The 12,125-nt window shown below is 68.3% G+C and carries 13 protein-coding genes; 6 read left to right on the forward strand and 7 right to left on the reverse strand.

The features are described from left to right. Nucleotides 1-213: 213 nt before the first annotated feature. On the reverse strand, nt 214-888 hold the full coding sequence (locus tag ATO4_RS19140) for an outer membrane protein (protein ID WP_083593142.1): 675 nt from the start codon (nt 886-888) through the stop codon (nt 214-216). A gap of 433 nt (nt 889-1,321) precedes the next feature. Here ATO4_RS19140 and uvrC point away from each other — a divergent pair, with 433 nt between their 5' ends. From uvrC to ATO4_RS19165, 5 genes are all read left to right on the forward strand, one after another. Beyond that, nucleotides 1,322-3,733, forward strand: a complete 2,412-nt coding sequence (gene uvrC / locus ATO4_RS19145) for an excinuclease ABC subunit UvrC (protein ID WP_083593143.1) — start codon at nt 1,322-1,324, stop codon at nt 3,731-3,733. A gap of 113 nt (nt 3,734-3,846) precedes the next feature. After that, nucleotides 3,847-4,428: a CDP-diacylglycerol--glycerol-3-phosphate 3-phosphatidyltransferase gene (gene pgsA / locus ATO4_RS19150; RefSeq protein WP_083593144.1), complete on the forward strand. Its 582-nt coding sequence runs from the start codon at nt 3,847-3,849 to the stop codon at nt 4,426-4,428. 110 nt (nt 4,429-4,538) lie between these two features. After that, on the forward strand, nt 4,539-4,790 hold the full coding sequence (moaD, locus tag ATO4_RS19155) for a molybdopterin converting factor subunit 1 (RefSeq protein ID WP_083593145.1): 252 nt from the start codon (nt 4,539-4,541) through the stop codon (nt 4,788-4,790). A 138-nt stretch (nt 4,791-4,928) separates the two neighbouring features. Next, nucleotides 4,929-5,453 carry a molybdenum cofactor biosynthesis protein MoaE gene (locus ATO4_RS19160; RefSeq protein WP_245308837.1) on the forward strand — a complete coding sequence of 175 codons (525 nt, stop codon included), beginning with the start codon at nt 4,929-4,931 and terminating at the stop codon, nt 5,451-5,453. A 167-nt stretch (nt 5,454-5,620) separates the two neighbouring features. After that, complete coding sequence (locus ATO4_RS19165) at nt 5,621-6,148, forward strand: CBS domain-containing protein (protein ID WP_083593146.1); 528 nt, start codon at nt 5,621-5,623, stop codon at nt 6,146-6,148. A gap of 102 nt (nt 6,149-6,250) precedes the next feature. On the opposite strand, the gene ndk is transcribed toward ATO4_RS19165, so the two are convergent. The 6 genes from ndk to ATO4_RS19195 form a co-directional block, all read right to left on the reverse strand. After that, nucleotides 6,251-6,673, reverse strand: a complete 423-nt coding sequence (gene ndk, locus ATO4_RS19170; RefSeq protein ID WP_083593147.1) for a nucleoside-diphosphate kinase — start codon at nt 6,671-6,673, stop codon at nt 6,251-6,253. An 84-nt stretch (nt 6,674-6,757) separates the two neighbouring features. Next, nucleotides 6,758-7,450, reverse strand: coding sequence for a glutathione S-transferase family protein (locus ATO4_RS19175; RefSeq protein ID WP_083593148.1), 693 nt, complete (start codon nt 7,448-7,450; stop codon nt 6,758-6,760). A gap of 91 nt (nt 7,451-7,541) precedes the next feature. Then, on the reverse strand, nt 7,542-8,306 hold the full coding sequence (locus ATO4_RS19180; RefSeq protein ID WP_083593149.1) for an SDR family NAD(P)-dependent oxidoreductase: 765 nt from the start codon (nt 8,304-8,306) through the stop codon (nt 7,542-7,544). A 203-nt stretch (nt 8,307-8,509) separates the two neighbouring features. Beyond that, nucleotides 8,510-8,971, reverse strand: coding sequence for a cytochrome c (locus ATO4_RS19185; RefSeq protein ID WP_083593150.1), 462 nt, complete (start codon nt 8,969-8,971; stop codon nt 8,510-8,512). 214 nt (nt 8,972-9,185) lie between these two features. Continuing rightward, nucleotides 9,186-9,788 (reverse strand): superoxide dismutase, encoded by a 603-nt coding sequence (locus tag ATO4_RS19190; protein WP_083593151.1) that lies wholly within the window; start codon nt 9,786-9,788, stop codon nt 9,186-9,188. A 186-nt stretch (nt 9,789-9,974) separates the two neighbouring features. Continuing rightward, nucleotides 9,975-10,856: a branched-chain amino acid aminotransferase gene (locus ATO4_RS19195; RefSeq protein ID WP_083593152.1), complete on the reverse strand. Its 882-nt coding sequence runs from the start codon at nt 10,854-10,856 to the stop codon at nt 9,975-9,977. Between the two features lie 200 nt (nt 10,857-11,056). Between ATO4_RS19195 and ATO4_RS19200 the strand changes: the two genes are divergently transcribed. Then, nucleotides 11,057-11,722: a haloacid dehalogenase type II gene (locus ATO4_RS19200; RefSeq protein ID WP_083593163.1), complete on the forward strand. Its 666-nt coding sequence runs from the start codon at nt 11,057-11,059 to the stop codon at nt 11,720-11,722. Nucleotides 11,723-12,125: the final 403 nt, after the last annotated feature.

Here is a 12,125-nt window from a genome sequence, read left to right on the forward strand (position 1 = left end):
GCAGGCAAAGCGGGCGGGCGCCACCGTGCTCGCCGGCCCGCCGGCGCCCGGGCGACGCGTGCAGCCTTCATCCATGCAGAGAAGCGTGGGTCACCGACACGGCTGGGCCGACATGCCCCTCCCCTCGATGCCGGTCTGCCGGCTAGGTTCGCCCACACGGCCGAACCGTTATCCCATGATGCTGAAAATCCGGGGTGGTGTTCGGTGCCGCGATCAGAACTTCAGCGCGACGCCGGCCCGGATCGAATGCTCGTCGAAGCCGGAAGACACGCTGGTGTTGCCGAGATCGTAGGTTTCGCTGCCGAATTTCGAATAGCGATATTCGAGGCGGCCGGCGACGTCGTCGGTGATCTTCGCCTCGACGCCGGCACCGACGGTGAAGCCGACGCTGGTCTGGGCGTCGGAATCGCCGCCGGAGGTCAGCTCGTTTCGCGACGCCGCGACGCCGCCCGTGGCGAAGACCAGGAACGGATCGGCCTGATAGCCCACTCGGCCGCGCAGGGAGCCGAAGATGTTCTGGTCACCGCCGACATCGCCGCCCAGGGCCGGGCTGAAGCCCGTGCCGTCGACGCCGGAGCCGCCGAAATCGGCCTCGACGCCGTAGACGATCGGCCCGGACTCGAAATTGTAGCCGGCATAGACGCCGCCGACGGCACCGTCACCATCGAAGGACACGTCCGGGGCATTCCTGAAGCGGGAGAAGTTGTAGCCGACGAAGGCACCGGCATAGGGCCCCGACCAGACATAGATCGACGAGGGTGCCTCGGGGGACGGCGGTGCGGCGACCGGGTCGAAGACGACGTCGGCCGCCGAGGCACAGCCCGTTCCCAAGGCTAGCGCGCCCGCGATGACCAGCGCGAATGATCGGACCTTGCCTGTCCACGACATCGACGTTCCACCACTGCCTCATGGGCCAGATCGACCCAGCCGACCACCCGCAATCCGTCTCCGCCCCGCCATTGCCGGCGGATCTTCGACGACCTTGCTGTGACTCACAAGTGGGGATGCTCCATGGCGCCAACAGGGGACGATCATGTTTGCGCGATCGGGGAGCGAATCTTTTTTCGGCTGTTGCCGTCCCGCAACAATCACATTCGGGGCAACCGGACGTCCGCGCCTGTGGAGCATCGGCGATGCGGCGGCCAAGGGCGGCGACCCCATGCATTTTCAAATCGGAACGATCATATAAGACGGGGCCGAGGCGCGGTCGGCGGCAACCGAACAGCCGGCAGACGACAGACGACAGACGACAGACGACGAGGAGACAGGGTTGGGCCGTTCGCGAGCGCAACGTTATTCGCAGCACGGGGCCCGGGGCCTGATGCCCAGGGACGATGCTGCCGGTGACGAGGAGGCGGCAGACGCCGGCTTCGACGGCGACGGGGCCGCCGGCGAAGATCAGGTCGCCGCCGCCGATCCAGCGAGCTGGGACGACGAGGACGATCGCCCGGACGACGAGGACGAGGCTGGCGAAGAGGCGGATAACGACGGCGAATCCGTCGCCGCGCCGACGCCTGCCCGGTCGGCTGCCGCGGCGCTGATCGAGGCGATCGAGTGGGACGACGCCGGCAAGACCGTCCACGCCGGCCTGACAGGCGCCGCCCTGATCGCCGCGCTGGCGAAGCGGCTGCCGAATTCGCCGGGCGTCTATCGCATGTTCGGGGCGGACGGCGAGATCCTCTATGTCGGCAAGGCCCGCTCGCTGAAGAAGCGCGTCGCCAACTACACCCGGCTCGGCGGCCATACCCAGCGTATCGCGCGGATGATCGCCAAGACCCACAACATGGAATTCGTGACGACGCGCACGGAGACCGAGGCGCTGCTGCTCGAGGCCAACCTCATCAAGCGCCTGCGGCCGCGCTTCAACGTCCTGATGCGGGACGACAAGTCGTTTCCCTACATCCTGATCAGCCAGGACCACGCCGCCCCGGCGATCCTGAAGCATCGCGGCGCGAGATCCCGCAAGGGCCGCTATTTCGGCCCCTTCGCCTCGGCCGGGTCCGTCGGCCGGACCATCAACGCGCTGCAGCGGGCCTTCCTGCTGCGCACCTGCTCGGATTCGGTCTATGACAGCCGCACCCGGCCGTGCCTGCTCTATCAGATCAAGCGCTGCTCCGGCCCCTGCACCGGCGAGGTGAGCGAAGCCGAATATGCCGAGCTCGTCGACGAGGCGACGGCGTTCCTCTCCGGCCGCTCCAGCGACGTGAAGACCATGCTGTCGCATTCGATGCAGTCGGCCTCCGCCGACCTCGATTTCGAGCGCGCCGCCGTCTATCGCGACCGCCTCGCCGCCCTCTCCCACGTGCAGGGCCACCAGGGCATCAACCCCGAGGGGGTCGAGGAGGCCGACGTCTTCGCCATCCACCAGGAAGGCGGGCTCACCTCCATCCAGGTGTTCTTCTTCCGCACCGGGCAGAACTGGGGCAACCGGGCCTATTTCCCCAAGGCCGATCCCTCGCTCGAGCCCGAGGCCGTGCTGGGCGCCTTCCTGGCGCAGTTCTACGACGACACGCCGGCGCCGCGCCTGGTCCTCCTGCCGGTGAAGGTCGAGGACGAGGCGCTGCTCGCCGAGGCGCTGGCTCTGAAGACCGGCCGCAAGGTGCGCATCGAGGTGCCCTCGCGCGGCGCCAAGCGCGACCTCGTCGACCACGCGACATCCAACGCCCGCGAGGCGCTCGGACGGCGGCTGGCGGAGACCTCCTCCCAGGCCCGCCTGCTGGACGGACTGCGGGAGACCTTCGGCCTTGCCCGCACGCCGCGGCGCATCGAGGTCTACGACAACTCCCACATCATGGGCACCAATGCGGTCGGCGCGATGATCGTCGCCGGCCCGGAGGGCTTTGCCAAGAACCAGTACCGCAAGTTCAACATCAAGGGCGAGGACATCACCCCCGGCGACGACTTCGGCATGATGAAGGAGGTCATCCGCCGGCGCTTCTCGCGGCTGATCAAGGAGCATGCGCAGACGATGCCGGCGACGGCCGACACCGGCGTCGCGGCGGACGCGGCACCGGCCGAGCCCGCCTCCGCCGACCCAGCGGCTGGCGCCACCTCCCCCGCCGCTCCGCCGGCGACGGGCGATCCGGGGGCCTGCGCCACCGCGCGAGCACCCGGCGGGGATGTCTTCGACGATCCGGGCGGCGATCCCGGGGGCGATGCGGGGGTCGATCCTGGGACCGATCCGGGCCGCGATGCGGCCATGGAGCCCGCCGCAAATCCCGAGACCGATCTCGACACCGACCTCGCCGACGATCTGGCGGAGGACGCCCCGATGCCGGCCTGGCCGGACCTCGTCTTCATCGACGGCGGCAAGGGCCAGATGTCGGCGGTGCGCGCCATCCTCGACGAACTCGGCATCGCCGACCGCATCACCGCCATCGGCATCGCCAAGGGTGTCGACCGCGATGCCGGCCGGGAGCGATTCGTCACCGCCGGCCGCGAGCCGTTCTCGCTGCCGCCGCGCGATCCGGTGCTGTATTTCGTCCAGCGCCTGCGCGACGAGGCGCACCGATTCGCCATCGGCACCCATCGGGCGAAGCGCAAGAAGGAGCTGGTGAAGAACCCGCTCGACGAGATCGCCGGCATCGGGCCTTCCCGCAAGCGGGCGCTGCTCCACCATTTCGGCACGGCGAAGGCGGTTTCGCGCGCCGCCCTCGACGACCTGACACAGGTGGAGGGAATTTCCGCCGCGATGGCGCAGTCGATCTACGATCATTTCCGGGCCGGGGGATGAAACAATCGTCACGTTTGATGGCGAATGTGCCCCGATATCGGCCGGCGCGGTTGACGGGGCCCGCCCGCCCGCGCTTTGAGAGACCTCACCCGAATTCCGCAGGCTAATGTTCCATGGCGTCCAGGGCCCTCAGCCTTCCCAATATCCTGACCTATGCGCGGATCGTCTGTGTTCCGCTCGTGGTCATGTGCTTCTTCCTCGAGGGCCAGCTGCGCAGCCCTGACTATGCCCGGTGGACCGCGCTCGGCATCTTCGCCGCCGCCTCGATCACCGACTATTTCGACGGCTATCTGGCGAGGGCCTGGAATCAGTCCTCGACCATCGGGCGGATGCTCGATCCGATCGCCGACAAGCTGCTGGTCGCCGCCGTCCTCCTGCTGCTCGCCGCCGAGGGCAGCATCGCCGGCTGGAGCCTGTGGGCGGCGATCATCATCCTGTGCCGCGAGATCCTCGTCTCGGGACTGCGGGAATATCTCGCCGAGCTGAAGGTCTCGGTCCCGGTGACCCGGCTCGCCAAGTGGAAGACGACGATCCAGATGATCTCCATCGGCTTCCTCCTCGCCGGCCCCGCCGGCGACCAGTTCCTGCCCGGCATCACCCAGGTCGGCCTCGCCCTCCTCTGGGTCTCGGCCCTCGTCACCCTCTACACCGGCTACGACTATTTTCGCGCCGGGCTGAGGCACATCGACGATTGAAGGCGGAGTGCGCCATCGGCGGGCCGCCGCGGCGCAATCGATGGATCGGGCTCTGGACATCGCCGTGGTCCCCCGCCATCTCCGACATCAGACGAGAGGAGCGCCACGCCATGAAACTTGCCTATTTCGCCTGGGTGCGCGAGCGGATCGGGATTGCCGAGGAAGAGGTCGCGTTGCCGGCCGGCGTCGTTACGGTGGGCGATCTGCTCCTCTGGCTGAAGGGACGCGGCGAGACATACGATGCGGCGCTGCAGGCGCCGGAGATCATTCGCGTCGCCATCGACCACGAGCATGTCGACCACTCCGAGCCGCTGGCCGGCGCCAGGGAAGTGGCGATCTTCCCGCCGATGACCGGGGGCTGAACCATGGCGGACACCAGGGACAGCGCCGAGCTCGCCGCCACCATGTATGACGGCGGGCGGGAAACCGGTTCCTCGACGGGCGCGCCCGCCGCTGGCGGCGGCGAGACTGGCGGCAGCGTTGCCGAGCCCCGGATCGAGATCCGCGTCCAGGCCGGGCGGATCGATGCCGGCGCCATCGCCGCCTCGCTCACCGGTTCGGGCACCGGCCCCGGCTCTGCCCAGGGCCCCGGCTCGGTCCCGGGTACTGGCTCGGGCCCCGGCTCGCGAACAGCCTCTGGCGCCGTCGGGGCGCTGGTCACCTTCACCGGCTATTGCCGTGACGAGGGCGGCCGGTTGCGGGCGCTGGAGTTGGAGCACTATCCCGGCATGGCCGAAAAGCAGATGGAGAAGTTCGCCCACGAGGCCGCCGCCCGCTGGCCGATCCTCGGGCTCGCGGCGATCCACCGTTACGGCCTGATTGCGCCCGGCGAGGAGATCGTCCTCGTCGCCTGCACCTCGGCCCATCGCGGCGCGGCCTTCGAGGCGGCGAGCTTTCTGATGGACTACATGAAGACCTCCGCACCCTTCTGGAAGCGCGAGCATCTGGTCGACGGCACGACCGGCGGCTGGGTCGAGGCGAAGGATACCGACGAGGCGGCCGCGGATCGCTGGCACCGCCTGTAGCCGCATAAGAACGCAACCGTCGCGACGGCAACCGATACTTCCGGGATACTGCAGAGCAACAAGACGATCGTGCCGTGCAGCAACGAATCTGCGTGATTTCCGCGAAGTTTACTCTATCCGATCGGCAGATTTCGCCTAGCTTTCCCTTTTTGATCGGGAGGGCGCCCATGAAGATCAAGGACAGGCCGGAATATCGCGACAAGCCGAAGCCGCTCTGCTTCGGCCCGGACGAAACCGTGATGAGGGCGGTGTCGGCCATGAGCGAGCGCAATGTCGGCTCGGTGATGATCGTCGACGACTTCGACAAGCTGATCGGCGTCGTCACCGAACGCGACTTGCTGAAACGCCTCGTCGGCGCGGGGCGGGATCCGGAAACCACCAAGCTGCGCGAGATCATGACCGCCAAGCCGCGGGTCGCCAAGGCGGATGACGACCTGATCGAGTGGATGCGGGTGATGTCCAACGAGCGCTTCCGGCGCCTGCCGATCGTCGACGACCAGGGACGGGTCGTCTCGATCATGACCCAGGGCGACTTCGTCTCCTATACCTGGCCGAACCTCCTGCACCAGGCACGCGAGGTGACCCGGACGAGCATCGGCCGCAACTATCAGGTCCTGCTCGTCGCCGGCTCGGTGGCGCTCTACACGGTCATCCTGATCGCCGTCCTCGCCTCGTTCTTCGGCGCCGAGGCGTGAGCCCGACATGAGCCGGAAATGACGACGCCCGGGAAGCGGTGAGCTTCCCGGGCGCGTGGTCTCAAGCATGTCCGCGCCGATGGCGCGACGGCAGTTGGCGCGTCAGCCGACGATTTCGGTCTCGGAGAACCAGTAGGCGATCTCCTGCGCGGCCGTCTCGGGGGCGTCCGAACCATGGACGGAGTTCTCGCCGATCGACAGGGCGAACTCCTTGCGGATCGTGCCCTCGTCGGCCTGGGTCGGGTTGGTGGCGCCCATCACTTCACGGTTCTTGGCGATGGCGTTCTCGCCCTGCAGGACCTGGACGACCGTCGGGCCGGAGGACATCGACTCGACGAGCTCGCCGAAGAACGGCCGCTCCTTGTGGACCGCGTAGAAGCCCTCGGCCTCGCGGCGGCTCATCCAGACGCGCTTGGACGCGACGACGGTGAGGCCGGCTTCCTCGAGCTTCTGGGTGATCGCGCCGGTCAGGTTGCGGCGCGTGGCATCGGGCTTGATCATGGAAAAGGTGCGTTCGACCGCCATCGGAAATCCTTGTCTTCGACGTGTTTGGAAGGTGGCGCGACCTATAGCGATCGCGCCTGCCCTGAGCAAGCCGATGGCGCGCAATCAGGCCGCCGCCGGAACCTTCGCGCCCTCGCCGTCGTAGAGCTGGAGGCAGCGCTCGAACCAGACCGCGACCGGATCCTCCGCCGGCAGGAACCGGAACGGCGAGGACACCCGCGCCCACTGGAAGGCGCCGAAGACGATGTAGTCGGCAAACAGCGGGCTCTCCCCGCCGAGGAAGTCCTGCCGGACGAGAAGCGCGCGGAGCGGCTCCAGCGATGTCAGGAACGGCTCGACCCGGGCTTCGCGATCGGCGACGAAGGCTTCGAGGCTGGTCCCGAGAGCCTTCTCCCGGCTCTGCCGGAAATAGGCCTGGTCGCTCTCGGCGAGACAATCGTGGATGTCGAGGACGAGGAGTCGGGCCAGCGCCGGGTGAAGGGTGCGCTGGGACCAGCTCTCGACGAAGCGCGACAGCGCCCGGCCGCCGTCCCCGCCGAAGAGGCTCGGGCGGTCGGGATAGGTGGTCTCGAGATACTCCGCGATGGCGAAGGAATCGGCGACGAGCGTCTCGCCGTCCTTCAGGATCGGCACGATCTTCGAGGCGCCCCCTTCGAGAGCCGGGATCTCGGTGAAGCCGGCCGTCGCGGACCGGAAGTCGAGGCCCTTGTGCCGGAGCGCCAGGCGCGCCTTCCAGCAATGGGGCGAGAACGGACGGGACGCGTCGCGTCCGACGAGTTCGTAGAGCGTGATGGCCAAGATCGGTCTCCGTGGAAATGAACGGCGCAGCCGGCCGCGGCTCGAGGATCGCCTCGGCATCGGCGCATCGCCGCGACCAGCGTCGCAATCCTTAGCGTGGCTGCATGCGCAGCGCACCGTCCAGACGGACGACCGTCCCGTTGAGCATTTGATTGCCGACGATCGACAGGACGAGATCGGCATATTCCTCCGGGCGCCCGAGCCGGTGGGGGAACGGCACCGAGGCGAACAGCCCCTTCTGCACCTCCTCCGGCATGCTGGTCAGCATCGGCGTCTCGAAGATGCCGGGCGCAATGCCCATCACCCGGATGCCGTGGGCGGCGAGTTCCCGCGCCGCCGGCAGAACGAGGCCGACGACGCCGCCCTTCGAGGCCGCATAGGTCGCCTGGCCGATCTGCCCCTCGAAGGCCGCGACCGAGGCGGTGACGATGATGACGCCGCGCTGGCCGTCGGGGTCCGGCTCGTTCTCCGCCATGTGTTTCGCCGCCAGCCGCAGCATGTTGAAGCTGCCGGTGAGATTGACCGCGATGCCCCGCTCGAACTCTTCCAGCGCCATGACGCCGCTCTTGCCGAGGATCTTCCTGCCGGGGGCGATCCCGGCGCAGTGAACGAGGATCGCCGGCTTGCCGAGCTCGGCCACGAGCCGCTCGAACGCCGCCTCGCCGGACTGGGCGCTGGCGACGTCGACCCCATAGGCGCCGCCACCGATTTCGGCGGCGAGCGCCGCCGCGCCCTCGATGTTGAAGTCGAGCGCCGCGACCCTCGCGCCGCGTTGCGCCAGGGCCCGCGCCGACGCCGCCCCGAGGCCCGAGGCCGCGCCGGTCACGACTGCGACGGTGTCGGTGAGATCGCGCATGGACTTCCTATACCTGTTGCCGTTGCCCGTGGCATCGCGGCCGGAACCGCCTTCGCGGCGACCGCGATCAGGCTGCCCCGTCCAGGCGTTCGCCTTGGCCGCAGGCATTGTCGCCGAAACCGGGGGCCGGCGGCAAGTCACGGCCAGGAAGGCCGGCGGAAGCGGGCCGCCGGCCTGTCCGTGCAAGGACAGTCGCCGAGACCTCAGTCCGTGTCGATGCGGAAGTCTTCGTGGCAGCCCCTGCAGTTCTGCGCGACCTGGCCGAAGGCCTGCTGGAAGGCGGCGACGTCCTGCGGGGCCGAGTCGATGGCCGCCTGGGTGTCTTCCTGATACTTCACCAGGGCCGCCTCGAACTCCTCCGGCTCTTCCCAGATCGCCGGGGCTGCCTCGGTCTCGCCGCCGGTCTTGGAATCCTCCGGAAAATGGTCGCCGAACTTCACGGCGACGTCGTGCATCCGGGTGAAGATCGCGGTGGCCTTGTCGGGCGAGAATTCGGCCTCGCCCTTGAGGATGGCGCCTGCCTCCCCTGCGGCCTTGCCATTGTCCTTCATCAGCGCCTGGCGGGTCTTGATGGCGTCGAGGTTCTGGGCAAGCGCCGGTCCGGCGAGATGAGCGGCTGCCGACAGGACGAGAACGGCGAGGCTGAGGGAACGTCTCTGGATCATCTGGTGGTCCTCAAGGTGAGCGCCGCGACAACGCGGCGCAGTTCGAGTTGGAACAGTTCCAGCGTGCGACAACGGCGCGGTGGCGGCAAGCCCGGTCACGAAGAGGTTTACGCTTCGTCATCACAGACGAAGACGCCCCGGCAGAAGGTGCCGGGGCGTCTTGCAGTCAAGCCCGTCGCCCGACCGGTGGCCGGGCGCGATCAGGGGCGAGGCCTCAGGCGGTCGCGTTCTCGTAGCATTCGAGGACGTAGTCCCAGTTGACGAGATTGTCGACGAAGGCCGACAGGTACTTCGGCCGGGCGTTGCGGTAGTCGATGTAGTAGGAATGCTCCCACACGTCGACGCCGAGGATCGGCACGCCGCCATGGACCAGCGGGTTCTCGCCGTTGGGCGTCTTCATTATCTCGAGCTTGCCGTCCTTGACCGCGACCCAGGCCCAGCCCGAGCCGAACTGGCCGGCGCCGGCGGCCTCGAAATCGGCCTTGAACTTGTCGTAGCCGCCGAGATCCGAATCGAAGGCCGTCTGCAGCTTGCCGGGCAGGCTCTTGCCGCCGCCATTCGGCTTCATCCACTTCCAGAAGTGGATGTGGTTGTAGTGCTGGCCGGCATTGTTGAACAGCGCCTGGTCGGTGCCGTAGGACTTCTTGACGACCTCTTCGAGGGACAGGTCGGCCATGCCGGCCTTCTCGGCGAGCTCGTTGCCCTTGGTCACATAGGCCTGGTGGTGCTTGTCGTGGTGAAACTCGAGGGTTTCCTTCGACATGTAGGGGCCCAGCGCGTCATAGGCGTAGGGAAGCTCGGGCAATTCGAAAGCCATGGTCGGTCTCCTTCTGATGGGATTGGTCTGATGGGATTGCTCGAAGCGGGACGCCGCCGCGAAGGCGCACCCGCCTTGGGCGTGAACATAGGTGGCAATGCTTGTCCGTCCACCGCCCGATGGCCAGCCGGAACCGTTTGCCACCATCGGCGCGCCCGGCCGTTCGGGCGGGCGCGCCGGTCCGGCTCAGCCGGCGTTGCGGGCGAAGGCCATGTAGGCCTCGCGGGCCTCGCGGTAGACCGGGCCGGGCTGCAGTTCGCGGCCCTCGATCCGGTTGACCGGAACGACCTTGGAATGATTGCCCGTCGAGAAGATCTCGTCGGCGGCCATGAACTCGGCGACCGTCAGGCTCTTTTCGACCACCTCGCGGCCGGCCTCGCGGAGCAGCGCGATCACCCGCTGGCGGGTGATGCCATTGAGGAAGCAGCCGTTCGGCACCGGGGTGAAGACGACGCCGTCCCTGACGAAGAAGATGTTCGAGGTGCCGGTCTCGGCGACGTTGCCGAGCATGTCGAGGACGAGGGCGTTCTCGAAACCGCGCTCCTTGGCTTCCATGATCGCCCGGCCGTTGTTGGGATAGAGGCAGCCGGCCTTGGCGAGCGTCGGCATCGTCTCCGGGGTCGGCCGGCGGAACGGCGAGACGGTGACCGAGAAGCCCGCCGGCTCGATCATCGGCGTCTCGTAGAGGCAGAGGCAGAAGCGGGTGGTCTCCGGGTCGGCCGGAACGCCCATGTAGCCGCCGCCCTCGGCCCAGTACATCGGCCGGATGTAGACCGCGGTCTCGCCGGAAAAGCCGGTGAGCCCCTCGCGGGTCAGCCGCTCGATCTCCTCTGCCGGCATGGTGGCCGCAAGGCCCAGCGCCTCGGCCGACCGGTTGACGCGGGCGCAATGCAGCGCGAGGTCCGGCGCCATGCCGTCGAACCAACGGGCGCCGTCGAACACCGTCGAGCCGAGCCACATGGCATGGCTCTTCGGGCCGATCAAAGCGGGGCTGCCCTCGTGCCAGACGCCGTCGACGAAGGTGCGGGTGCGCAGGGTCTGCGAGGACCGGGACACGTGGGACGACATGGGTGTTTCTCCTCTCGTGCGCCGCCCGAAAGGCGGCCGCAAAACGCCTGATCCGGCGGGCCCATCGCGCCCGGCGGCCGGCGATGTCTCCGGGTTAGCGCCGCCGGCCGCACAATTCAATCGCCGCCCGCATGGCGAGACGGCTCCCCTGCCCCATCTTTGACGCCAGACACTCCCCGCCAGCATTGAAGAGGGCCACCATCTTGCATTCCGTCTATGTCTTCGACGCCTATGGAACGCTGTTCGATACCGGCGCCGCCGTCGCGAGACATGCGGGCAAGCTCGGCGAGAAGGGCCGGGACCTCGCCGAGGTCTGGCGGCGCAAGCAGCTCGAATATTCCTGGGTGCGGGGCTTGATGGGCGATGCCAGCCGGAACTTCTGGGAGCTGACCGAGGATGCCCTGGACTATGCCTTCGAGAAGGTCGGCGGCGTCGACACGGCGCTGCGCGCCCCGCTGCTCGAAGCCTATCGCGATCTCGACTGCTACGAGGAAGTGCCCTCGACGCTGCGGGCCCTGAAGGAGCGGCAGGCCCGGGTGGCGATCCTGTCCAACGGATCGCGCGACATGCTCGCCCGGGCCGTCCGGTCGGCCGGGCTGGAAACCCTCGTCGACGAGGTCTTCTCGGCCGAGGACTGCGGCCACTACAAGACCGCGCCGGCGGTCTACGAGATGGTGACGACGCATTTCCGCATCTATCCGGAAGCCGTCTCGTTCCAGTCGTCGAACCGCTGGGACGTCGCCGGGGCCAAGCGCTTCGGCTTCCGCACCGTCTGGATCAACCGCAAGGGCGAGCCGGACGAATATCTGGATCATGCGCCCGACGTGATCCTGCCGGACCTGAAGCCCCTGCCCCGCGAATCCTGAGCCGGGCGCCTTTCCGAAATCTGCAGGCGACCGACCCGGCAGCCCCGGGCATGGCGCCGCAAGCCGCTTCTGGCGCGCTGGCGGCAGGGGCCGCGATGTCCTGGCGAGGCCTGCAGGGCACGGGGCACGCCTCCGCGTTCCCGCGCCGCAAAGCGGCCGGGGGCTGGGGATGCGGGCCGCCCGAGGGCGGCGGGGAGCGCCGTCCGGCGGGACGACGGGATGCCGGAGGCAGACCCTCCGAACTTTTTTGTTTGTACGGTCCGCCTCCGGCATCCCGCGCGGTGCTTGACGGTCTCGATGCATCGCTCCGGCCCGCTGCCTTCTCGGCGACCCCGACGCTGCCGCGCCGGGAACGGGTCGTCGCGATGGCGGCTGGCGCTTCCCGGGTGCCCCCGGTCAAGCG

The organism is Aurantimonas sp. 22II-16-19i, assembly GCF_002088275.1.
In the GTDB taxonomy this organism is placed as follows: Bacteria; Pseudomonadota; Alphaproteobacteria; order Rhizobiales; family Rhizobiaceae; genus Jiella.

Bases quoted from the DNA above. Each gene is read 5' to 3' on its own strand.
- ndk (WP_083593147.1), bottom strand. From the start codon at position 6,673: ATGGCGGTCGAACGCACCTTTTCCATGATCAAGCCCGATGCCACGCGC.
- ATO4_RS19165 (WP_083593146.1), top strand. From the start codon at position 5,621: ATGAAGATCAAGGACAGGCCGGAATATCGCGACAAGCCGAAGCCGCTC.
- ATO4_RS19140 (WP_083593142.1), bottom strand. From the start codon at position 888: ATGTCGTGGACAGGCAAGGTCCGATCATTCGCGCTGGTCATCGCGGGC.
- pgsA (WP_083593144.1), top strand. From the start codon at position 3,847: ATGGCGTCCAGGGCCCTCAGCCTTCCCAATATCCTGACCTATGCGCGG.
- moaD (WP_083593145.1), top strand. From the start codon at position 4,539: ATGAAACTTGCCTATTTCGCCTGGGTGCGCGAGCGGATCGGGATTGCC.
- uvrC (WP_083593143.1), top strand. From the start codon at position 1,322: ATGCCCAGGGACGATGCTGCCGGTGACGAGGAGGCGGCAGACGCCGGC.
- ATO4_RS19195 (WP_083593152.1), bottom strand. From the start codon at position 10,856: ATGTCGTCCCACGTGTCCCGGTCCTCGCAGACCCTGCGCACCCGCACC.
- ATO4_RS19190 (WP_083593151.1), bottom strand. From the start codon at position 9,788: ATGGCTTTCGAATTGCCCGAGCTTCCCTACGCCTATGACGCGCTGGGC.
- ATO4_RS19185 (WP_083593150.1), bottom strand. From the start codon at position 8,971: ATGATCCAGAGACGTTCCCTCAGCCTCGCCGTTCTCGTCCTGTCGGCA.
- ATO4_RS19180 (WP_083593149.1), bottom strand. From the start codon at position 8,306: ATGCGCGATCTCACCGACACCGTCGCAGTCGTGACCGGCGCGGCCTCG.